Genomic DNA, 23,220 nt, shown 5'->3' on the forward strand with positions numbered 1-23,220 from the left:
TGGTGAAAATAATATCTGCTTCCTGAAATGAAATTGAACGCGTTGCTCGTCAAGTTTTTGGTATGGCGAATAAAGTTTGTCAGCAACAATAATTTCGCCCTAATACTGAGTGGAATTGTTGGGCTCATAGCTGGCTTAGCTGCCGTGACACTCAAAGAGTCTGTTCACCTGATACAAGCAGTGCTAAAAAAATACATCTACACCTCAGGTTTTGACTTTTTATACTTGTTCTATCCTATCGTTGGTATTGTAATCACCATGATATTTGCCAAGTATATCCTCAAAGAAAAACTCGGCCATGGCATTACCCAAATACTCTATGTCATTTCCAAACGATCCAGTATTGTAAAAGGGTCCATGATGTACTCTCGAATGTTCACCAGTGCCATCACTGTTGGGTTCGGTGGATCAGTAGGGCTAGAGGCTCCTATCGTAGTCACAGGATCAGCCATAGGATCTAACCTTGCCCAGCTCACCCATCTAAATTACAAAAAGCGTACGCTTTTAATTGCTTGTGGTGCGTCAGGTGCTATTTCAGCAATCTTTAATTCCCCCATAGCAGGTGTGATCTTTGCCATCGAAGTCATTTTGACCGATGTCACAATTAATAAATTTATCCCAATACTACTATCTTCTGTAACAGGGTCTCTGGTTTCCCTTTCGCTATTGGGCGACGATCTTTTATTTTCTTTTAAACTTAAAGACCCATTCCTCGCAGAGCATGTACACTATTACATCCTATTGGGAGTAACGTGTGGGATTGTGTCCGTACACTTTACGCGCCTCACGTATCTTATCGAAAGCATCATAAAAAAAGTAACAAACGATTGGAGTCGAGCACTGGTAGGAGGAATCGGTGTGGCCTTGATTGTCTTAACTTTCCCTCCAATCTACGGAGAGGGATACGACACAATCAAACAGCTCCTCAATGGTAATGAAGATTATATATTTAACAATAATCTCATTTATCACGGCACTGACAAATCACTCATCATCATCTTGCTGCTATTCGCCATTCTAGTAGTCAAACCTGTCGCTTCTGCACTGACGATTGGTGCTGGAGGTAGTGGAGGAATATTTGCACCATCCCTATTTATGGGTGGTATCGGTGGGTATTTATTTGCCCGTACAATCAACTTCATACTTCCTATCACGATCAGTACAAGTAATTTTACTCTCGTAGGAATGTGCGGCGTAATGAGCGGTGTACTACATGCGCCACTAACAGCTATCTTTTTAATTGCAGAAATAACAGGTGGTTATGAACTGTTTGTACCGCTAATGCTCGTCAGTGCGATCTCATTTATCACGATCAATTATTTTGAAAAGTACTCTCTCTACACCAAGAGCCTCATAGAAAAAGGAGACCTTATCCAATACAACAAAGACCGTCAAGTACTGAGTCTGATGAAAGTAGATAAGATCATAGAGTCTGACCTACTCACTATCAAGTACGATGCTAAGCTAGAAGATATGATCAAGCTTATCAAAAAATCGAAGCGCAACATATTTCCTGTCCTCAACTACGACGGAGGCCTTGAAGGCATCATCACCCTCGACGACATCAGAGAAAAGATGTTTGACGAAGAAGCTCGTAAGAAAATAGTAGTAAAAGAAGTGATGCAACTCCCTCCTGCCGAAGTGCATCCTGACGACTCCATGCAAACCGTCATGAACAAATTTGAAGTAACTCAAGCATGGAACCTCCCCGTGATAGACGAAGGGAAATATATCGGATTTTTATCTAAATCAAGGATCTTCAGCGCCTACAGAAAGCAGCTCATCAATCAGGACAAAGAGTAAATACGTCCTATTTTAATACTTTGCACTATTCACGGATCTAATGCAGCCTCAAGGCCGTCCTGACCAACCTTTTCCACATCACACCTAACAGAACATATACATAACCACCTATTTTCCAATTGATTACACCCAATCAATTAAACATTGTGGATAACTTTTGATTTTGTGGATAACTTTACCAAATTCTTACAATAGTACTATTTTGCGAATTTTATATTTTATAAAATATCAAAGAGTAAGCATCTATTTCTGAGTACATTAGGTTATTTTTATAGTTCACCGATGTTAAATACCTATATGAAACACTTGACTCGTAGACTCCTTTTTTTCTTGCTTTTTACTTTTGTATTTCTGGATTTTTCCAATGCGCAAAGCGTAGAGGTAATCAAATATCCAGATTTGGCAAAACTTATCTCAACACCTTCTGAAAAAAACAAAGTAATTAATTTTTGGGCTACTTGGTGCCGCCCCTGCATCAAAGAACTCCCCCAATTCCTAGATTTATACGAAAAGTACAATTCAGAAAACCTAGAATTGAGTCTGATCAGTTTTGATTTTGTAGAAGATCTAGATAGCAAACTCATTCCATTTCTTACAAAAAGAAACATAAAGGCCAATGTCTATCTACTAGACGAAACTGACTACAACTCTTTTATAGACAAAGTAGATCCCGCTTGGAGTGGTGCGATACCCGCTACTCTAATGATGACTAGCAAAAACACTAAAAGAATATTTATAGAAAAAGAATTCACAGAAAACGAATTAGAAAAAGTCTATCTCAATTTTATTAAATAACTTATAAGATGAAGAAAAATACACTTTTAACTCTCCGACTAATCGCCATAGCCACCGTGCTCCTTGCCACTAGTCTCAATAACCTTCTTGCACAAGCTAATACTGGCTATAAGGTAGGCGACACCGCCACTGACTTCAAACTAAAGAATGTGGACGGGCAAATGATTTCTATGGCTAACTATAAAGACGCCAAAGGCTTTATAGTGATATTCACCTGCAACACCTGCCCATTTTCCAAAATGTACGAAGAACGCATCAATGAACTCAATCAGAAATATGCTTCCAAAGGATATCCTGTATTGGCAATCAACCCTAACGACGTAACGAAACAGCCCGATGACTCTTTTGATGCAATGATTGCAAGAGCGAAAGACAAAAACTTCTCTTTCCCTTATCTATACGACGAAAGCCAAGCCATCGCCACAGCCTACGGAGCTACACGCACACCCCATGTATACATAGTGAGTAAAAAAGCACAGAAACTGATCGTATCCTATATCGGAGCCATCGACAACAACCACAAGGATGCCGATGCTGCCTCACAAAAATATGTGGAAGAGGCAGTGAACAGCCTCCTTGCCGGAAAAGCAGTAAAAACAAACTTCACCAAAGCGATAGGGTGCACCATCAAATGGAAAGAAGCCTAAGCTTCCTTTCTCTTATAATATAATGTTGAGCAATTGATTTTGCTCAACATTTTTTTTGCCTCTGCCAGCAATTCTTCCTCCGTCACAGCATTGATAGCTAGTGTTTCTTTATTCACCAATTCTGTATCCCCAAGAAGTGTATAATAAGCCAAACTCATGGCACGATTGAGTAGCTCTACTTCTGAAAATACATGCGACGATTCTGCCTGCATTTTTACTTTATCAAGCTCTTCTGGCTCTAGGCCTTCTTTGAGCAATCGATCTATTTCTTCGTCGACAATACGGTCTACTTCTTCAAAGGTCACCCCTTCTTTGAGCTTACCAGATATCACCAAAAGACCAGCCTCAACCGAACCCGTAATACTGGCTCCTATAGAGTTGAGTAAATTATACCTCTTGACCAAGGCCGTGTATAACCTAGATGACTTGCCTCTACCCAATATATCACTGAGTAAATCTATTGCATGATACCTCTCGTCTAAACGATCAGGCATGTGATATGCTCGATAAAAAGCATCCATAGGCACATTACCTACCACCGTCTGCTCTCGGCACTCTTCTTGAGCTGGCTCCTGTGGCAAGTCTCTACGATAGTCTGCTCCACTAGCAATCGGGGCAAACCATTTTTCACACAGTTGCCTCACTTGCCCCACCGTCACATCGCCCGCCACTACTAGAATCGCATTATTAGGAATATAAAATTTATTAAAAAAGCTCTTTACATCCTCCATGGTTGCATCCTCGATATGTGAAATCTCTTTACCTATGGTATTCCACCGATATGGATGCACCTTATATGCCATAGGCTTCATATTCAACCAAGCATCGCCATAAGGCTGATCCAAGTAGCGCTGCTTAAACTCCTCGATCACCACTTTTCGCTGTACCTCTAGCGATTGTGGATCGAATGCCAAACTCAACATACGATCAGACTCCAGCCAAAAAGCTGTTTCCAGATTATTAGAAGGTATTGAAATATAATAATTGGTATAATCAGGCGTAGTGAAAGCATTGTTTTCGCCACCCACTTTCTGCAAAGGTTCGTCATAAGAAGGGATATGAATAGAACCACCAAACATCAAATGCTCGAACAAATGAGCAAAGCCCGTCTTGTTTTCATCTTCATCTCTAGACCCTACATCGTACAACACGTTTAGCACGGCCACTTTCGTGGAATGATCTTCATGCACCACTACCTGCAGCCCATTATCAAGTGTAAATTTCTCGTATTTCATAATTTTCCTTCTGGTGGTAAAAATAGGATGCAATCCTTTTAATCTTCACGATATTGATAGATTAGATAAAATTTCTACCAGATACATTCCCCAAGCCTTTCAAACGATTAGATTTGTGATTGACAGAGCCTAAAATCCACCTTACAACCCAATGCTTGTCTGATGAAATTTGACCGAAAGCAACTCACCGACACCCAACTGATTTCCTTTTACAAATCTCTATTACTTCCTCGGCTCATCGAAGAAAAAATGCTCATTCTACTCAGGCAAGGTAAAATCAGCAAGTGGTTTTCTGGCATGGGGCAAGAAGCTATATCTGTAGGCGCTGCCTTGGCAATGGAACCCGACGAGTATATCCTACCCATGCACAGAAATCTGGGAATATTCACGGCACGCAACATTCCACTGCACAGATTATTTGCTCAGTTTCAAGGCAAGGCTAGTGGCTTCACCAAAGGCCGAGACCGATCCTTTCATTTTGGATCGAAAGCTCACCATCTAGTCGGAATGATTTCTCATTTAGGTCCTCAACTCGGCATTGCCGATGGGATTGCATTGGCTCACAAGCTAAGAAAAAACAAGAAATCTACACTGGTATTTACTGGTGACGGAGGAGCTAGCGAAGGCGATTTTCATGAAGCTCTCAATGTGGCTTCTGTATGGCAGTTGCCCGTAATATTCGTGGTAGAAAACAACTGCTGGGGTCTATCCACACCCAGTGCTCAACAATTTAATTTCGATTCTTTCACTCTCAAAGGGCCTGGTTATGGCATGAAAACCAAACAAGTAGATGGCAACAATCTACTGGAAGTGTACCACGCCATTTCAGAGATTTCGGAAGCCATCAAAACAAACAACGAACCCTATTTAATCGAATGCATGACCTTCCGGATGAGAGGGCATGAAGAAGCAAGCGGTACTAAATATTACCCCGAAGGGATACAAGACCAATGGGCCAAACTAGACCCCGTGGACAATTTCAAACAATATCTTATAAAAGAGCATATCCTTACGGCAACTTTAAAAAACGAAATTACTAATGCGCTGCAATCAGAGATAGACCTCGGCCTAAAATCAGCCAACGACGAAGGAAGTATTGCTACATCTACCAGCAACGAGATCAACGACCTGTATGCCTCTCACCGGCAAAAGATTACTCTCCCTAAAACGAAAAACAAAACAAACAAACGATTCATCGATGCCATCTCTGATGGTTTGCGCCAAAGCATGCAAAAACACCCAGAAATGATACTCATGGGTCAAGACATTGGCAAATACGGAGGGGTTTTCAAAATTACCGACGGGTTTGTAGATCAGTTTGGCGAGGCACGTGTCCGCAACACTCCACTATGTGAATCTGCCATTTTAGGCAGTGCACTGGGGCTTTCTATCCAAGGCATAAAAAGCATGGTAGAAATGCAGTTTGCAGATTTTGTGACCTGTGGTTTCAATCAAATCGTAAATAATCTCGCCAAAATTCACTGGCGCTGGGGACAAAATGCCGACGTAGTGATTCGCATGCCTACTGGCGCAGGCGTAGCGGCAGGCCCTTTTCATTCACAGTCCAATGAAGCTTGGTTCTTTCACACCCCAGGCTTAAAAATTGTCTACCCTTCTAACCCGTACGATGCCAAAGGCTTATTAAACGCAGCCATAGAAGACCCCAATCCATACCTGTATTTCGAACACAAAGCGCTATACCGTGCAATATCTGAAGAAATACCCGATGACTATTATACCGTAGAAATAGGAAAAGCTCAGCTTACCCAGTCTGGCAACGATTTGTCTATTATCACCTACGGCATGGGGGTGCACTGGGCGAAAGAGATAGTCACCGAGCTTGATATATCTGCTGATGTACTGGATTTGCGCACCTTGCTCCCGTGGGACAAAGAGGCTGTAACTACCACCGTAAAAAAGACCAACAAAGTAATCGTACTACATGAAGACAGCCTAACAGGTGGGATTGGAGCTGAGCTAGCGGCATGGATCAGCGAGCATCTATTTCAAGACTTAGATGCACCAGTCATGCGTGAAGGCAGTTTGGATACTCCCGTACCATTTGCACCAAGTTTAGAACAAAATTTTCTACCCAAAGACCGATTTAAAGCTAAGATTCAATCCTTATTTCACTATTAAAATTAATCTTCTTGATTCTTTTGAACTTTAAGAAAGTTGAGGTGAATTTCTGTCAACAAAACCCGTACTTTGTAACCACTTATATTGAGTTCAATATATTTATTAACTTCCCGTTTATATTGCGTAGAGAGGATATATGTTAAACAAGCGGCTGTGTGTTTTTTTAGTGTTATTGGGTGTGATTTTAGCCTCCAGCCAGATGTCCTATGCGCAATTGCTGACCGACAGAAACAAGCTCAAAACCGCGAAGCGAGAGTCTGGATTTCTACAATTCAAGAAAAAATCGAAGGTTAAAAAACCAAGTGGCAAGCACAAAACCATAGCCGCAAGAAAAACTAGATCCACTACCCCAGCCACCAAGGCAGGTGGCAAGCAAAAGGTGAATCCTAAGTTTTCCGTAACCACCGCTGGCCAAGCCAGAAACAGAAAAATTAGCCCCAGATATTCTCAAAACAACGCTGGACAAGTAAAGGGCAAAAAGGTTAGCCCTCGATTTTCCCAAAACAATGCTGGGCAAGTCAAAGGGAAGAAAGTAAATCCTAGATATACACAGAGCAACGCAGGACAAAGCGATAATAAAAAAATAGTTCCGCGGTTTTCAATAATAAATGCTGGACAGGTAGATGGAAAGAAAATTGCCCCGAGATTTAGCCCACCAAGCACGAGCCATCTGAAAGGTAAAAAAATAAGCCCTCGATATACACAATCTCATGCAGGACAAAGTGGAGTAAAAAAAATAAGCCCAAGGTTTTCTGTTATGACAGCTGGACAAGTGAAAAGCAAAAAAATAAATCCAAGATTTACACAAACCAATGCTGGACAAGTCAAAGGAAAAGCCATAAACCCAAGGTATTCTGAATGGAAGCAAGCTGGCAAAGTAGTGATCGTCAAGCCAAGGTTTACCACACCACCTACCTACTCCCGTACTAAACCTGCTGGCAATAGAGAAAAAGGATTTCTACCAGGGTTTAACCTCTACAGAAAGCCAGCCAAGCACAAACCTGGGCCAGGATCTCAGTATGCAGGGGCAACTAAAGAAAAGGTGCAAAAGCCAAATCATGCTGGCGAGCACAACAAAAACATCAAGAGCTATAAGAAATACAAGAACAAGTCCATGATGTTTTCTCCCAATTCGCAAGTATCCAATTTCGAATTGAAAACTAAAAAAATGCGAAAGAAGAGAGATATGCACCCAAGTGCCAACTATCTATCTGCCAAATACTACAAGAGCCGTACGGTACGAAATACCAAAAGAAAATTTAATGTGATGTGGGTGCGCATGTACGGGAACAAAACCCAACCTGATGCTGTTAAGAAAAAAACTAAGAAAGCGAAGTTCGACAAGGACGAAATTGAAATTTGGAATAACTAATTATGAACTGGAATCATTTAACAGCGAAAGATCAAATTGATCAAATCAAATTATCATCGGCAGACAAACCTGTGATGTTATTTAAACACAGCACCAGATGCAGCGTCAGTGGTATGGCCGAAAACAGACTAGAGCGTGCATGGAACGCAAAAGAAATGGCTTCCATGGATATCTACCATTTAGATTTGATAAAGCATAGAGACATCTCCGACTACATTGCGGTCACTTTCGACGTCCCCCATGAATCCCCTCAGGTATTGATCATCTCAGATGGTAAATGCATCTATCACAACTCGCACATGGGCATTGCCTATCACGAAATAAAGAGAGTATTTGAGAGCCTGACTACTGTATAAGTCAGGCCTCTTCGCTTTCTAGCGAATCGATCATTTGAGCCAGTTTTTTAGCTTTTTTTCCATACATCAGATGGATGAAATAAAATGAAAAAGGCACCGCCAAACCCAATCCTGCACCAAGAGATAAAAGCAGACGGCTAGAGCCCAGTTCTACATTATAAAATCCATTCGCATGGATAGATATAACTAGTAAGCAGGCCAAAACAGAGATCCCAAATACAGCTATTTTTAAATGCCTAATAAACTGCCTGATCTGTGCCTGTACGTTGTATAGGTAAGCCAACACCGTACTGTCTATTTGTTCACTTTTCAGATTATCAATCAATTTTTTATAATACAGATAGAACACCACATCGAGAACCAAAACGCTACCACCACCTAACCACTCTCTAGCCACCAACAACCGCACACCGACTATCGTCAGCACAATCAGATTGATCCAAATCTCCCAGGTAAGCGCACGAACAAATCTCCGTACAAGACTGTGCGATCCCCTACTGATCATGCCCTCTATCTTAGACAAAGAGAAGGCACTTTCATCTACCACACCACTCCCCTTCCAAATGTCTTTAATATCCAAATCTTTCATCGATGATCTTTTTTAGCTGTGTCTTTACTCTATTCACCTTAGCTCCTACATTGGTCACGGTGATACCCAATATCTCCGCCATTTCTTTATAGCTTTTCTCTTCCAAATAGAGAAGAATAATCGCTCGATCTGACTCCCTCAACAACTTAATTGCCTTGTATAGTTCCTGAATACGCTCCTCTTGTAGGGCACTATCCTCATCGACTACATCGGGAATCTCCCTATTCTCTGTAGGTATCGTCCTTTTTTTGCTACGCAATTGAGACAAGCACACATTGAGACATACTCTATAGGTCCATGTGGACAGCTTAGAGGCTCCTCTAAAAGAGTCAAACGACCGCCAAAGCTGTACGATACACTCTTGATAATAGTCGTTGAAATCATCCGTACTATCTGTATATATTCGGCAGACCTTCGCAATGATGCGATGATTATTATCTAAAAATCCTTGAAAGTCTGACTTCATATGCGACTGATTTCTAGCGGGTAGGTTGGCAAGACACTGAATTTATTACAATTCTATTTTATTGGCATTCGCTCAAACGGCTTATTTCTATCGAACAAATAACGGTAGGTGTGATGTGTCTTTCCAATCTCTCCTCCCACTTGCTTCACTACCAAGATCATTTTTCGATTGAAATCCCCAATCCAGTTCATCTCTAATATTGGGTACCTTCTATAGTCTTTTTGCACCATCTGAGCAGTAGCCATTACCAAAGCACCATCTAGTCCCTTGCCCTGATGCGCTGGCGCCACTCCAAATACCAATCCAAGCATTTTCTTGTTGGTCTTGCGCCACTTGTGCCAGACAAATTTTAGCTTGCCGATCATATCCAGTTTGCCATTCACATGTTTAAAGATCTGGTTAACCTCTGGTAGGTTAAGGTAAAAGGCCACTGGATTTCCCTTGAAATAAGCAAACCAAATGATCTTCTCGTCGATGATCGGCTTCATTTGCTTCATGATCGCCCGCGATTGTTCCTTAGACATTTCGGCCACACCGTCGTGATTGGCCCAAGCCACGTTATAGACTTGTCGAAAATCTTCGGTGTACTTTTCTAACCTGTTAAGCTTTAAATGCTCAAAGCTATAATTTGGATCTTGATTCAAAATTTCTGCCTTCTGCATGATCCTAGGATGAAAAGGATCGAAAGTGTTTCGTATGAATGTGAATTGCTTGAAATAAACCTGAAAGCCATAGTTTTCAAACAACGCTTGATAGTACGGAAATTGATAATTACATTGATAATTTGGCTCGATATCAAAACCATCTACTAGCAAGCCCCACCATTTGTCCCTGTCGCCAAAATTGATTGGTCCATCCATGGCCTCCATTCCCTCGGCTTCCAGCCACTTTTTAGCGGCATCAAAAAGCATATTAGCTGCTTCTTGATTGTCTATACACTCAAAAAAACCCGTTCCACCAGTGGGTTGATCATTGTCTTTGTTTTTTGTTTTGTCATTGACAAACGCCGCAATGCGCCCAATAGTCTTTCCGTCCTGCTTCAACAACCAACGTGTGCATTTACCAAAGCTAAATGTCTTGTTTTGTTTTGGGTCAAACACAGCATACACGTCTTTATCCAAGGGACGAATCCAGTTTTTCTCTCCACGATACAAGTCGACCACCATCTCCACAAAGTCCTGCTGGTCACGTTTGGTTTTTACCTCTATCAATTTCATGCCCTAAACTTAGTCAGACCTTTGCCTTTTTGGCAATATTTAGCTGGTGTAGAAAAAAAATAATGAATACTTTGAAAAAAATCTCACCTTTTTATACCAAGCCTTTGGAAAAGATAAAAAGCAGTTTACTTTTGCAGACCATTACAAAATGGTCCGTTCGTCTAGGGGTTAGGACGCCAGGTTTTCATCCTGGTAACAGGGGTTCGATTCCCCTACGGACTACGAAAGATTTCGGCGTTAGTCATTCTTTTTTAAAACAAGTAATGGTCCGTTCGTCTAGGGGTTAGGACGCCAGGTTTTCATCCTGGTAACAGGGGTTCGATTCCCCTACGGACTACATATAGCAAATACCAAAAGGGATAAATAGGTGAATAATAGCCGTTTATCCCTTTTTTATTTAATTTCCCGCTCCTATTGGTTCACAGTAATTCATACTATTTGTTTTACACTTTGTTGTACCAATCGTGTTTTACCCTCTGTTTTACCTAAACAAAATATAGCGTGGGAGTCACTTTTCAGCCCGTATTTAACCGTAAAAAGACAAAGAACAAATCAGGACTTTATTCGATTCATGTCAGAGTAACTATTGATAGGAAAACAGAATACATTAACCCTGACCTTCCGAAAATTTCATCTCAGTACTGGTCCGGCCGTCAAAACAAATGGGTCAAGGAATCGCATCCCAATTCATATGAGATAAATAGTCTTCTTCAACGCAAATTAGGAGAACTCGACGACTACATTCTTCAAACAAAGCTAAAAAGGCGTAGCATTTCGTTTGACACAATTAAAAGTCATTTTTTTAGACAGGGCGACAGCACTCTCTTTAATGACTTTATTAAAGAATACCTTAAAAACATGAAAGGATTATCTTTAAACACTATCAAGGTCTATCAAACATTCGAAAAACATCTGAACAATTATAACTCAAGAATAAAATTTTCAGAACTAAATGAAGAAGTCCTCTTCGGGTTCAAAAATTACCTTCAACATGAATTGAATCATAATGGAGGTACCACAAAAAAATATTTCGATAAGTTTAAGGTGATATGTAAAGAAGCTGTCCGTAGAGGGTATGTTGATGTAAACCATAATCCTTTCTTCTTTACGGACTTAAAATTTAAGATAGAAAAGCCAAAAAGAACCTACTTAGAAGTGGACGAGATCAAAGCATTGATTGATTTAAAATTCACATCTCCAAAACTTGAAATGCACAGAGATCATTTTTTATTCATGATATTTTCAGGGCTCTATTACAAAGACTTAAAAAATTTGAAAAAGTCAGATCTTAGAAGAAAAAGCAAAAAAGCCTATATTTCTGGAAACAGAATTAAAAATGACAACTCCTTCCTTATTCCAATATACAAATTCAAGATGGCCTTAGAGTTAATCGAAAAATACGAAGATCCGAGTAGCCACTTGGTCTTTCCTAATACAATTAGCGATCAGAAATTCAATGAGCACTTAAAAGACTTTGCCTCCCAGGCAGAAATAAAAAAGGTTATTACGAATAAAGTCGCAAGGCATACAAATGTACAGTTATGGATTGGTGCAGGTGTTGAGCGACAATTTGTTTCCAAAATGGTTGGACACTCGGAAGAAGCGACCACACAACATTACTATGATATGTCAATACATAACATTGATTCAAAAATTTCTAATATTGACTTCAAAAGCGCTGGACTATGAAAAAAGAAGGCAAAATTTCGGTAGTTCATCACCTAATAAAAAGTGTTAGCAAGAAAAACTCTTCACCTCAATTCACTATTAACATGAGAGTGATGGCAAATCAGAGAACCGCAAATTTTAAAAGTAAAATATATGAAACGCTGGGGCCAATTACAGTTACTGAATCATCATTACTGGAAAAAATAAAAAAGCAAAAGGAATTAACCTTAATCGAAAAGAAAATTGAAGAATACCTAAACTTTGAGAAAGAGTATATAACATCGATCCTTTATAGCATTGACGTTTTGAACAATCCATACTTCGAGATTAAAAAAGTTCGAAATATAAAACCGTATGATGCCACTCATTCATATTTCCATTTGGCGCATACGATTTGCGACAACATTTTATTTAATTTATTTAAGGAGAAAAGCTTAATTGAATTAACAAATTTGTTTTCGTGGCATAATGGTAGAGACCTAAATAATACAATTCACTATCTAACAATTATGGTTAACCATCTCGATAGTGCCATCATTAGTGGAATCTATAAAGACTATAAAAAAATCGAATTTGAACTGTTGAAAGAACTTTCTGAACATAACATGCAAGCCAACTATATGAATGACTTGCCAAATTGGATTTCCCCTGAGGGTTATCAATACTCGCTGAGTCTGATAGGATTGCTAAATTCAAAATATTCAAATTACCTCTTATCCTTTATTAAGGATTGTGAAATTCCTAACATCAGCACCCTGCTGAAGACTCTTATTGCCCGAGATATCAATAAATATCTTCGAAAAACTTGTTCAGAAAAACTAATCTCCGACCCATCATTGTTCAATGAAATTTCAAAACGGACATATTTCCAATTACTCGAACTTGACGAACAAATTGATTCTTATCCATATGTAAATGATTAGAACAAATAAAATCTATTAAATTTAATATTTTAATAGATTTTTATATATTTGTCTATGAATAAACAGGAATACCTCACACAGTATTCGAATAACTAAAACTTATGGATGGTAATAATCAGGTGAGTCAATTCGTAATGGTGCCAAAGTCAGTCTTTGAGTATTTGCAAAAATCAGTGGAGACGATTCTAGAAAGAGTGGAAAACTCTAATCGAGGTTCATCTGGTCAAGATGAATACATTACCGCTCAGGAGTTTATGGATCGAGCTAAAATTTGCAGAGCCACTTTTGATGAAAAAAGGGCCAATAACGAAATCAAGGTAATTAAAAGAGGAAGAAAACTTTACCTTACTTCTGATAGCGTCAGAAAATATATAGAAGGAAAATAAAAAATGCAGCTCCGGCAAGAGCTGCATTTTTAAGAAAACACTATGGCTTCCTTATCTTCAAGTCAAAGATAGCCATAGTTATATGTTTAACCAAAATACAAGATAACTATGATCGACACAAACACCTCTTAGGCCTTTCGCCTGACTCCTACACTCAATTACAATAATTCCGGACATAGAATTAATTCAATTTCTTTAATCAATAACGTCATGTTCAATAAAATGACATAGGATTTCTATGCCCAATTTTCACTGCGAAAACATAAACGTTTTCCGTTTATATGAAGCTTGCTTCAAATGCGTTTTCGACAGTTTTTCTTTTAAAACGTTAAGCTTTACGACCAAATGAATACTACATATACAAGTCTTCCATGGGATCCAGAAGGAAGTACCTATCAACAAGAAATAAGCCTTGAAAATGGAAAATCCTATCCAGGATATAGCAGAAGACTGGGCAAGGAAGAGCCGAGAGACAAACGAGTGCTACTCCAGAACATGATACTTAGAATGTATGATGTTGGATATCTCAACGAGCAGAACCCAAATCGTACTAATGCCATCCAAATCGTCTACTCCTGGAAAAACAAGCTTGGAAAATTCGTTCATGCGTTCACTTTATATCAAGACTGCTATGAGTGGAATCCCGACCATTATAGAGATTACCTAGATGCATTTCTGTCTGAATTCTATAGGCTCAAGAGAATCGGAGAAAACCCTTATGAGAAGTTGTATGAAAACAAAAAGACTAGAATGGCCGACCCATTAAGCCTTTCACCTCCTAGGTTTTTCAATAAGCCCAATCTCAGGAACTATTGCGTTAGGCTCATCAAAAGTAATATCCGAGAATTTGGAGAAGTACTTGACTTCTATAGAAAATATAGCCAGACACATTTTGATGGTTTTGGAGATGAAGATCAATCCTTTTTTGATAACATAAAATTCGGCTAAAACAAATGTTGTCAACTGCTATCAATGAAAACATAGGTAGCAGGTGATAACATTAATACAATATGATAACCGAGTTATCAGAGCTAACATAAGTATCACAGAAAACATTCTAAACATATGTCAACAATAATATCAATCGCCAACGAAAAAGGCGGCGTTGCTAAAACCACAAGTACAGGCTCAATTGGAAGTATCCTATCAAGGCTTAATTATAAAGTTTTACTCATTGATTTGGACCCCCAAGCCGACCTAACCATTTCACTTGATGTGCAAGCAGAAGATCGAAACATATTTGATTGTCTATTTCATCATAAGATGATAATTGCCAATAAGGTCAATGAAAATCTAATTTTAGTAGGTGGAGATCCGCGATTAACACCCATTGATTTTATGGATTCGGTCAAAAAGGACAAAGAGTTTCAATTTGAAAACCCACGTTTAATCCTGAAATCACTACTCAATCAGGTGTCAGATAAGGCAGACTTTATTCTGATGGATTGTCCTCCGAATAGGGAGATAATCACTCAGAATGCGCTTGCAGCGAGCGATTACGTATTAATTCCCTCTGAGGCTCATAACTTCTCTGTGAATGGCATCAATAATATCATTGAATACTTAGATGCCTTTGTTTCTGCAAAACTAAATCCTGATCTAAAGCTATTGGGGCTTTTCGTAACCAGATACCGTCAGAATACAGCTATACACTCAGACATGGTTGAATGGTTCGAAAACAACTACCCTGATGAACTGTTTAAAACCAAAATCAACGAGAATATAACCATTCAGGAAGCCACCCAGATGGGTCGAGAGCTATCAATACATGACGATATCAAAAGATCGTCTCAATTGGTAAAGAAAAGCTCTCCATTCAAAGGCTTAGCTGACTATCGAGAATTAGTAGATGAAATTTTAAACCGCATAGATCATGAGTCGCGAAAAGTTTAAGGCGCAAGCAAAAAGACCACGAGGAAATTCTGACATCGACCTGTTCTCAACTGCACCAAAGAAGCCAATCGAGAACAGATTTGATTCGGAAGAAGGTAAGCCTACTCCAGTTTCAGAGACTAGAAAAAATTTCCTAATTAGAAATCTTAATACTGAAACTATAGAGTTAATCAAGAATTTGACCTGAACTGAAAACTGTAACAATGAAGAGTCCAGCTATGGTCAAATTATTGAAAAGGCTATTGAGGTTTTGGTTCAGCAATATGAAACTGAAATCATGGAACGGCCCGAATTTATAAAAAAACAAGAACAGGCAAAGGGCCGAAAAAGCTGAACAAAAACACAATACCCAGCTCCTCCAGAGAAAGGTCCCTCGACCGATCTCTGAAAGAGAGCGAGCAATGTAAATGTAATACGAAACTCTCGTTTCCTATTAAAATTTACAGCTCGCTTTTTCTACACTCTGTTTGAAAAAGAAATATGCCAAGACCACGAATTGACAAAGACAACCTAAGATCTAAAGTTCTCACTTTTAGATGCACATTGGTTGATGCCAAAGACATCAAGTTGTATTGTAAATCCCATAAGATAGGTCTGCTAGACCTAGTCTTTCTTGGCATGAAAAGGGCTAAACCAAAGCAGGTTTCCTACCCCATTTTAAAGGGCATTAAGACGGAATTGTATCGCATCGGAAACAACCTGAATCAATTGAGCAAAGCTCTAAATTCAGGAAACAAAACTGCTCGAATCTTGGCTTCTGCCAGAATAAAAGAACTACAAGAATTGCGTGATCAATTGAACCAGATAAATGAACAAATCAAATGATAGCAAAAGTGAAAGTAGGGACAAATTTTACGAAACTCATGAGGTATCTGGTTCACAACAGGGATCATAAGAATATTGGTGACAACATGGGTGATCTACTTGTTGACCAACAATTAGACGCCTTAAAATGCGTAGCAGACCAAAACAGAAGACTAAAGAACAGAGTGTTTCATGGGAGTTTGAGTCTGCCTCCTGGAGAGAGTCTTACCGAAATACAATGGAAAGATTGCGCCCATCAATTTATGACTGATATGGGTTTTTCAAATGCGCCTTATGCTATCATTCGCCATTTTGACAAGGAGTACGAACATATACATCTCTGTGGCTCAAGAGTCGACTATGACGGTAAGACCATTTCGGATTCTCGTTCCTATGCCAGGGCAATGGAATCTGTTAGAAAATTAGAAAAGCTATACGGGCTTCAGGAGGTATTGGAACATGAGACCAAATCTAAGTCGAATAAGAAATCTACCAAAGAAATCCATGCAGAGCGCAGAGGCTATAAGTTGATCAAGACAAAAATAAAGGAGGCCATAGATGCCGCCATTTCAAAGTCAAGAGGTGTAAATAGAAAAGAATTCAATCTGAACTTCGCCAAGACTTTTAGGCAAACAGGCATTGAAATTCAAGTCCACAAACATAAGAATGGAGAGGTATACGGCATGTCATTTGAATCAAACGGAATACCGTTCAAATCCTCGAAGCTCGGTAAAAACTACCAATACACCCAACTCAACAAACGGCTTGATTTGGCTTTTCAAATGCAGCTCCGACATGCAATAAATGAAAAGCAAAAAAACTCCATCAATGAAATTGATCATGCTAAAGGAGTCAATCAGACTAGTCAATCAAAAGAAATCGGAAAAACCAATTCGCCTGACACAAATAAAAACCGTGGAATCAGTATGTAAAACATTCAATCCCAATCGGGCGATTGGGGAAAAAATACTACATTATAATAATTATGAAAATCCAATACGCCTCAGACCTACATTTAGAATTTGATGACAACTATCAATTTCTACTAGAGAATAAACTAAAGCCAGTTGCCCCTTATCTGATCCTTGCTGGTGATATTGATATCATTTCGAACGGGACAGTAACACGACTGGACTTCTTTAAGTATCTATCTGAGAACTGGAAGGAAGTTTATATCATCCCTGGTAATCACGAATTCTATAAAAAAGGGAATGTTGCAGCTTCTTTCAGTCTGGAACTTACAATTCATCCGAATGTCAGGTATCTCAATCACCAAGTCATAACTATAGAGGGTGTAGATCTTATATTCTCAACACTTTGGTCGCGAACCAATACTTCATTGATCAAAAGCATGATTAGCGATTTTAACCAATGTAAATATGATGATGGACCGTTTAAATATAAGCAGCATGATGAACTGCACGCAAGGGCTGTTAGGTGGCTCAATCACCAGCTGTCTCTGGACAAAGAACGACCTCGAATAGTGGTGTCACATTTTGTTCCTTGTCAGCAAGCTAATGGCTATCCGCAAAACGATGGCGATTACAAACAATCTATCATGAATAGATATTTTGTAGCTGATTTAGAAAACCGAATCAGAGATTGGGATATCGACTATTGGATATACGGCCACAATCATTGGGATAAGGATATTGATGCACTTGGAGTGAAGTTCAGGTCAAATCAACTGGGTTATGTTTTCACAGCAGAGCACAATGGTTTTGATATTGAAAAAGTAATTGAAATATGAAATTCCAATACGCCTCAGACCTTCATCAGGAGTTCCTGAGAACAGAGCTTATTTGCAAATGAAGCCACTGGTTCCAGTGGCTTCATTTGCAAGAGAAAGAATTGGATGCCTTCTTGGATTATTTGTCAGACCAATGGGAACAGGTCTTCATAGTGCCCGGCAATCACGAGTCCTATCTTTTTGGTAATATGGCCGAGATATTTGAGATGGAGATAAAGGTAAGGCCTAATGTTACTTACCTCAATCATAAGAAAATTGTAATTGATGGAGTTGAAATTCTGTTTTCAACGCTATGGAGTCATTGCAATGAGGAAAAGATTGAAAAAGTAATTCGTGATTTTCTTAATTGTTCATATGATTACGGAGATTATAAATACACTCATCACAACAAGTTGCATGATCGAGCTGTTGCTTGGCTAAACCGTGAATTATCTACTCCAAGTCAATGCCCAAGAATTGTGGTTTCCCACTTCGTACCGAGTAGGCAGGTAGATAAATCATTGAAACCATTCAATGATCATACGTCTATGATGCGAGATTATTATGTGGCTGATTTGGATCAATTTCTTCCAACTTGGAATGTGGATTATTGGATCTATGGTCACAATCATTGTAACCACAATATTGAAATTGAAGGAGTCAAATTTGTATCAAATATGCTAGCTTACGTGAAGCACGGAGAGCATGAGCGGTTTAATCATTCAGCTAATCTGGATTTGTCTTAAATGTTGAGATTGATAATAGATCAACCTCAAGAATAGAAATCTCAGCCTCTACATCAGGATCTTTCAAGAGATAACATGTAAAGGTGCCAAGGATTCCACAAATGTACTTGATCACCCATAAGCCTTGCCTTCTCATCTTTGGATCATGTGGCCTGATAATATTGCCTGGTCGGACTGAATGCATGTAACTTGTGGTTTTTCTAAATGTAACTAATCAGCTTTAATAGTCATATAATAAATGAGTGTGATTAGTTGAAATCTCCATGAAATGCTAAAGGAGTATTCCACTGAACAAATCGAAAAATTCAATCGCATCAAAAAGCAGCTTGACGACTACAACAAAGTGCTCTCAGAAAAACGAGAAGCTTTGATTCCTAATATTTCAGAAGAAGATCGGATGGCATGTGGTGTTTACTTTGGCGAAAAATTGGCCGAAACAACAAAAGAGCTAAATATACTAGTGAGAGGTAAATAGACAAATTTATGCCCGAGACCCAAACCTCGGGCAAATCCTAGTTCCGCAGCACTGGGCGGTAATGATTGCTCATTGCAGTAAATCTAGCTATATTTAAACTAACCCTAAGTCATTACTTAACAAACATAATTGTGGTCTAAATGAATAGATCAACCACGAAATACAAAAGCCGTATACCCACTGCCAAAATCATCAACTCTATTACCTGGAAACTGGCCATTCTGACTGTTGCTGAAATTTTTCTAAATATTCTCGTATTTCTGTGGGTCAACTAACCTATAAACAATTGGTAAATTGATCATGCAAGGTCTAATGTTATCAATCAGTTAATAATACCTCTGGCGAGCGTTTAGCTTAGTGCGAAGCAAGCCAAGCTCTGCTAGTCATACGACCACTAAAACCCAAAATAAACAGAGCATCCGCTCGATCATAAATAAACCAAGTCAATATCACACTTATGGGAATATCTTAGGTTGATTGCATGTATCATGAGAAACAATATTACACTAATTGACGCTTAACTTCGGTACATTTTGGATATCCTCAATCTCAAATCTGAACTGTTGATTGCCACTCCCCATACCAAACTCTGAAAGATTGAACGATACCCAATCGGATTGAAGCAATTTTTCATTGTTGAATACAAACATAACTGTGGCAGAATTGCTCATTCCGTACATTCGAGGGTAGATAAAATCTGCTACTGGGATCGTGTCTGATGCTGAAGTTGTCAAGTTGGTGAATTGATCCATCCTAAAAGCCAATGTTTGTAGGTTTTCACTAAACCGCTCATAAGAGCCCGACTGGTATAATGCGTTTTTTTCGTTGCTCGACAAATCCAATATAAAATAGGCATATGAGTCATACTTTTCATAGTACTTCGAATAGGCTATCGAATCATTTTTCCCATCGAGTTCTTGTGCCACCAGCATTCCCGTGGGCTTATAATAGACCTGTAAGTCTAACCCATTCACTTCCTTTTTTTTTATCAACCCATTGTCTGGGTTCAAAATGAACTGCCCCATTTCCTTTTCCGATAAATGAGTCGGGGCATTGCAAGCCATTAATAGCGTTAGCCCAATTAAATATCTTCTCATTACATTTTTTGATATTGCTCATTGAGCAAGTTCAGCACCTCATCAGTAATGTTGATTGCTTGGTCTGCATAAATAATATTCCCCGCTGAGGTTGCTCCAAAAATGACTTGATAATTGTGTTCCTTGCCATAGTTAATCATAAAGGCATTGATTGTTGTTAGCACTTTTTCCGTCATCTGCTGGTCTTCCTGCGCCGATTTATCACGCATGGCTGCTTGATAATCTTGGAGCTGTCTTTGCTTCGTCCTGATCAGCTCTTTGTTGAGTTCCTTTTCCTTTGCAGTCATGCTCTGACTTTCTTTCTCATAATCCATGATAGCAGTCTGCACTTCTTTCATCAAAGTATCAACATTGGCCTGCCAAACAGTAGCCTTTTGCTGATATGCAGACCTAGCATCCTGCATTCCTTTGTACCCATTCAAGAGCTGATTAGAATCTATATAGACGACCTTCTGGCTTGTACTGAAGTGTAGATATAGGACGATGAAAAACAGCACAGTCAGTCCGCCCAGCCATGCGACAACGATTTTATTATTAGACATTAAATTGGTTGTTTAGATAAGGTGCAATTATAACCAATCAGACAGAAAATTGCTTAACTTTTCTCTCTAAGCATCCATGCATTTTTACTTATATTTGACGGATTAAAATCTACTTAACTTGGTTCGGATGCGTTTAATCCTTGCGTTCATCTTCTATATATCATCTTGTGCTTTGTGGGGTCAGACACCCGTGCTAAGACCAAGGCCAATCACCATAGATTTGGCCAACCCTGATGCTGGGTTGGACAACTTGTCGAAAGAAGAAAAGAAAAAATGGAAGGAGATTCAAAAAGAAAAAAAGAAAGAACTCAAACTCCAAAGCAAGTATTACGACTACAAATTAGACAGTGCTCAATTAGCCCAGTATCAAAAACACCAACAACTGAAACAGCCGAGCAAAGAGGAGCTGACAAACTTAGCCAAAAGCCAAATCGTATCCCCCCAACTGCCGATAGATCTGCCCGATTCTGTTGATATCAGTCAGCTCAACGATTCGTCCTACTTCGAAAACCTCAGCCCAGAGGTGAAAAAAAAGATACTGGATGAGCTCGCACTTTACACCTCATCTTATACGCAACTTTCGCCAGATTCACTTCTTCAGCTCAAGCAGCTACTGTTTGACTCTTTGGGAAATTCTAATGACTCTGCTGCTAGCTATGCCCAAGAGCAAAAAAAACAAATGATCCAAATGGCATCAAGCAGTACATTGGAAACACAGGCACAAAACCAAATGTCTAACTACGGCCCCACTGCTGAACTAGCTACCTATCAGCACGAAGAGGACATGATGTTTGATTCCTATGAGGAGATGATCGCCTCTGACAAATATCAGAACCTTATGGCCAGCATGCCTGGCAAAAAAAAGGAGATCGAGAGCACCCTAAAAGATCCAAACCTTAACCCAGAAGACTTACCAATAGCAGGAAGTGTTTTTTCGGGTCACGAAAAACAGCTGGCTAATGCCATGAGCACCCAAGAAGTCATTAGAAAAAAACCTAGCTTCAAAGAACTCCTGCAGACTTTCTTTGATCAGGACATGGCAGGTGTGCAACAGGAATCAATGATACAACGATTCTCTTTGACAGGTCAAATTCAATTGAGCAACTACGATCCCTTATTCATAGACTACTCACCAAGTATCGCCTATGCTGTCACAGGCAAAATACGAATTGGAACTGGCGTGACAGGTCGCATCAAAATAGGTGAGGGAAAAGACGAGGAAAAAAAGCTCTTTGGATACCGCGGTTTTATGGAGTACGACATCTTTAAAAACATCTATCTGCACGGCGAGTACGAACGCACAGGCATGATGGTCATCGACCCTATCTCTGATGTAGAATCACGAAACTGGACCGATCGATGGATGCTGGGCTTGGGTACTGATATAAAAATGCCAGGCATACTCAAGGGTACCTTGCTGATCTTGTACAACTTCGATGACGACCTAGCCAATTCGCCTAACCCTAGGAGGTTTCAGGTGAGATATGGTGTAAAACTTAATTAAGCACTGATACAAAATGTCTTGTCCTACAATAGCTGCACTGCCTTCATCCCCCCTGATCGTAGCGTCCGCTAAGACGTCATCTAGCGCGATTTTGCAAAGCGTGACCAATCTAAGTGAGCATTTGTAATGCGATCACGCTCGATTGCGATTGTACCTTTATGGCATTTAGAATGCCCATAAGCTAAAGTAAATCAATATTAAATAAGACACTACCCCAAATCATTTACGACTTAGAAGGATCAAGCCCTTGGACTTCTTCAACGCAAGACAATTGCTGCCTAGTGCCTTACTCATAAGGTTTGTAGAACGTATAGCACAAGCTACAAGCTTGCGCCAGCGGGGGGTAACTCAGATCAGACGGACATGAACACAAGATAGAAGCTACCTAAGCGTATTACAAATACGTTTGAGATTAGCACGCTTTGCAAAAGCGCGCCAGTGGGTTTTCCCTTAATATTTTCTTTTTGATTCATATATCTCGTTAAAAATACACACCAAAAACAATTTACTCACTCCTACAAAATGAAAAAGCCCACTCCTGACAGGAACGGGCTTTGATACTTTCAATAGTCTTGTCACTCACGGCACGTGAGCGCCAGAGGGATTATCTTATCTTGGTGACAACATTAATATTATTAACATTTTGTGTTTCACATAAAATAGAATGCCCTACATCTAGAGAATCTAATTCTCTCCTAGATATGGGACTATTCAATCCCATTTTCTTATACTCACTTTCAGTTAAAATATAATAGTCATTTGTACCATCTCCCAATTTAAATAACCACTCTTCATCGTTAGTAAAACTGACATCCTTTACTTTTAATCTCATAC

Annotated in this window: 25 protein-coding genes and 2 tRNA genes; 20 read left to right on the forward strand and 7 right to left on the reverse strand. The window is 39.4% G+C overall.

Going from position 1 to position 23,220, the window contains the following annotated elements; all coding sequences use genetic code 11:
• Positions 1-27 precede the first annotated feature (27 nt).
• From N7E81_RS01410 to N7E81_RS01420, 3 genes are all read left to right on the forward strand, one after another.
• On the forward strand, positions 28-1,803 hold the full coding sequence (locus tag N7E81_RS01410) for a chloride channel protein (RefSeq protein WP_263051498.1): 1,776 nt from the start codon (positions 28-30) through the stop codon (positions 1,801-1,803).
• Positions 1,804-2,100: 297 nt separating this feature from the next.
• Positions 2,101-2,598: a TlpA disulfide reductase family protein gene (locus tag N7E81_RS01415; protein ID WP_263051499.1), complete on the forward strand. Its 498-nt coding sequence runs from the start codon at positions 2,101-2,103 to the stop codon at positions 2,596-2,598.
• An 8-nt stretch (positions 2,599-2,606) separates the two neighbouring features.
• Positions 2,607-3,245: a thioredoxin family protein gene (locus tag N7E81_RS01420; protein ID WP_263051500.1), complete on the forward strand. Its 639-nt coding sequence runs from the start codon at positions 2,607-2,609 to the stop codon at positions 3,243-3,245.
• On the opposite strand, the gene N7E81_RS01425 is transcribed toward N7E81_RS01420, so the two are convergent.
• The gene (locus N7E81_RS01425; protein ID WP_317624059.1) at positions 3,242-4,480 is read right to left on the reverse strand and encodes a M16 family metallopeptidase; all 1,239 of its coding nucleotides are present in this window, start codon (positions 4,478-4,480) and stop codon (positions 3,242-3,244) included. The two genes, N7E81_RS01420 and N7E81_RS01425, sit on opposite strands and share 4 nt — an antisense overlap.
• A 162-nt stretch (positions 4,481-4,642) precedes the next feature.
• On the opposite strand from N7E81_RS01425, the gene N7E81_RS01430 reads away from it, so the two are divergent.
• From N7E81_RS01430 to ytxJ, 3 genes are all read left to right on the forward strand, one after another.
• A complete protein-coding gene (locus N7E81_RS01430; RefSeq protein WP_263051501.1) occupies positions 4,643-6,619 on the forward strand; it encodes an alpha-ketoacid dehydrogenase subunit alpha/beta in 1,977 nt (658 codons plus the stop codon).
• A 178-nt stretch (positions 6,620-6,797) separates the two neighbouring features.
• Entirely contained in the window at positions 6,798-7,991 is a 1,194-nt protein-coding gene (locus tag N7E81_RS01435; protein WP_263051502.1) for a hypothetical protein, read from the forward strand.
• A 2-nt stretch (positions 7,992-7,993) separates the two neighbouring features.
• Positions 7,994-8,347: a bacillithiol system redox-active protein YtxJ gene (gene ytxJ, locus N7E81_RS01440; RefSeq protein WP_263051503.1), complete on the forward strand. Its 354-nt coding sequence runs from the start codon at positions 7,994-7,996 to the stop codon at positions 8,345-8,347.
• Between the two features lies 1 nt (position 8,348).
• Here the strand turns inward: ytxJ and N7E81_RS01445 are convergent, their stop codons facing one another.
• Genes N7E81_RS01445 through N7E81_RS01455 form a run of 3 tightly spaced genes read right to left on the reverse strand, consistent with a single transcriptional unit; the run spans position 8,349 to position 10,619 of the window.
• Positions 8,349-8,936 (reverse strand): hypothetical protein, encoded by a 588-nt coding sequence (locus N7E81_RS01445; protein ID WP_263051504.1) that lies wholly within the window; start codon positions 8,934-8,936, stop codon positions 8,349-8,351.
• Complete coding sequence (locus tag N7E81_RS01450) at positions 8,917-9,402, reverse strand: RNA polymerase sigma factor (RefSeq protein ID WP_263051505.1); 486 nt, start codon at positions 9,400-9,402, stop codon at positions 8,917-8,919. Before N7E81_RS01450 ends, N7E81_RS01445 begins: the two co-directional genes overlap by 20 nt.
• A gap of 53 nt (positions 9,403-9,455) precedes the next feature.
• Positions 9,456-10,619, reverse strand: coding sequence for a hypothetical protein (locus N7E81_RS01455; RefSeq protein WP_263051506.1), 1,164 nt, complete (start codon positions 10,617-10,619; stop codon positions 9,456-9,458).
• Between the two features lie 150 nt (positions 10,620-10,769).
• Between N7E81_RS01455 and N7E81_RS01460 the strand changes: the two genes are divergently transcribed.
• The 13 genes from N7E81_RS01460 (at position 10,770) to N7E81_RS01520 (ending at position 19,518) form a co-directional block, all read left to right on the forward strand.
• A tRNA-Glu gene (locus N7E81_RS01460) sits at positions 10,770-10,841 on the forward strand.
• Between the two features lie 43 nt (positions 10,842-10,884).
• A tRNA-Glu gene (locus tag N7E81_RS01465) sits at positions 10,885-10,956 on the forward strand.
• 164 nt (positions 10,957-11,120) lie between these two features.
• Positions 11,121-12,308 carry a site-specific integrase gene (locus N7E81_RS01470; protein WP_263051507.1) on the forward strand — a complete coding sequence of 396 codons (1,188 nt, stop codon included), beginning with the start codon at positions 11,121-11,123 and terminating at the stop codon, positions 12,306-12,308.
• The gene (locus tag N7E81_RS01475; protein ID WP_263051508.1) at positions 12,305-13,210 is read left to right on the forward strand and encodes a hypothetical protein; all 906 of its coding nucleotides are present in this window, start codon (positions 12,305-12,307) and stop codon (positions 13,208-13,210) included. The genes N7E81_RS01470 and N7E81_RS01475 overlap by 4 nt, the downstream gene beginning before the upstream one ends.
• A gap of 101 nt (positions 13,211-13,311) precedes the next feature.
• Positions 13,312-13,596, forward strand: coding sequence for a helix-turn-helix domain-containing protein (locus tag N7E81_RS01480; RefSeq protein WP_263051509.1), 285 nt, complete (start codon positions 13,312-13,314; stop codon positions 13,594-13,596).
• A 345-nt stretch (positions 13,597-13,941) separates the two neighbouring features.
• Positions 13,942-14,544 (forward strand): hypothetical protein, encoded by a 603-nt coding sequence (locus N7E81_RS01485; RefSeq protein WP_263051510.1) that lies wholly within the window; start codon positions 13,942-13,944, stop codon positions 14,542-14,544.
• A gap of 117 nt (positions 14,545-14,661) precedes the next feature.
• Positions 14,662-15,489, forward strand: coding sequence for a ParA family protein (locus tag N7E81_RS01490; protein ID WP_263051511.1), 828 nt, complete (start codon positions 14,662-14,664; stop codon positions 15,487-15,489).
• 480 nt (positions 15,490-15,969) lie between these two features.
• Positions 15,970-16,314, forward strand: coding sequence for a MobC family plasmid mobilization relaxosome protein (locus N7E81_RS01495; RefSeq protein ID WP_263051512.1), 345 nt, complete (start codon positions 15,970-15,972; stop codon positions 16,312-16,314).
• Between the two features lie 38 nt (positions 16,315-16,352).
• The gene (locus N7E81_RS01500; protein ID WP_263051513.1) at positions 16,353-17,225 is read left to right on the forward strand and encodes a relaxase/mobilization nuclease domain-containing protein; all 873 of its coding nucleotides are present in this window, start codon (positions 16,353-16,355) and stop codon (positions 17,223-17,225) included.
• Positions 17,226-17,278: 53 nt separating this feature from the next.
• The gene (locus N7E81_RS01505) at positions 17,279-18,043 is read left to right on the forward strand and encodes a metallophosphoesterase (RefSeq protein ID WP_263051514.1); all 765 of its coding nucleotides are present in this window, start codon (positions 17,279-17,281) and stop codon (positions 18,041-18,043) included.
• A gap of 86 nt (positions 18,044-18,129) precedes the next feature.
• On the forward strand, positions 18,130-18,768 hold the full coding sequence (locus tag N7E81_RS01510) for a metallophosphoesterase (RefSeq protein ID WP_263051515.1): 639 nt from the start codon (positions 18,130-18,132) through the stop codon (positions 18,766-18,768).
• Positions 18,769-19,036: 268 nt separating this feature from the next.
• Positions 19,037-19,243 carry a hypothetical protein gene (locus N7E81_RS01515; protein WP_263051516.1) on the forward strand — a complete coding sequence of 69 codons (207 nt, stop codon included), beginning with the start codon at positions 19,037-19,039 and terminating at the stop codon, positions 19,241-19,243.
• Between the two features lie 140 nt (positions 19,244-19,383).
• A complete protein-coding gene (locus tag N7E81_RS01520) occupies positions 19,384-19,518 on the forward strand; it encodes a hypothetical protein (RefSeq protein ID WP_263051517.1) in 135 nt (44 codons plus the stop codon).
• 231 nt (positions 19,519-19,749) lie between these two features.
• Here N7E81_RS01520 and N7E81_RS01525 read toward each other — a convergent pair whose 3' ends face one another.
• Together N7E81_RS01525 and N7E81_RS01530 are read right to left on the reverse strand one after the other, a co-directional pair.
• On the reverse strand, positions 19,750-20,340 hold the full coding sequence (locus tag N7E81_RS01525; RefSeq protein ID WP_263051518.1) for a hypothetical protein: 591 nt from the start codon (positions 20,338-20,340) through the stop codon (positions 19,750-19,752).
• The gene (locus N7E81_RS01530) at positions 20,340-20,882 is read right to left on the reverse strand and encodes an OmpH family outer membrane protein (RefSeq protein ID WP_263051519.1); all 543 of its coding nucleotides are present in this window, start codon (positions 20,880-20,882) and stop codon (positions 20,340-20,342) included. The genes N7E81_RS01525 and N7E81_RS01530 overlap by 1 nt, the downstream gene beginning before the upstream one ends.
• 127 nt (positions 20,883-21,009) lie before the next feature.
• On the opposite strand from N7E81_RS01530, the gene N7E81_RS01535 reads away from it, so the two are divergent.
• Entirely contained in the window at positions 21,010-22,386 is a 1,377-nt protein-coding gene (locus N7E81_RS01535) for a hypothetical protein (RefSeq protein WP_263051520.1), read from the forward strand.
• 604 nt (positions 22,387-22,990) lie between these two features.
• Here N7E81_RS01535 and N7E81_RS01540 read toward each other — a convergent pair.
• Positions 22,991-23,218, reverse strand: a complete 228-nt coding sequence (locus N7E81_RS01540) for a hypothetical protein (RefSeq protein WP_263051521.1) — start codon at positions 23,216-23,218, stop codon at positions 22,991-22,993.
• Between the last annotated feature and the right edge of the window lie 2 nt (positions 23,219-23,220).

Origin of the sequence: Reichenbachiella carrageenanivorans (assembly GCF_025639805.1) — a bacterium.
Classification (GTDB): domain Bacteria; phylum Bacteroidota; class Bacteroidia; order Cytophagales; family Cyclobacteriaceae; genus Reichenbachiella; species Reichenbachiella carrageenanivorans.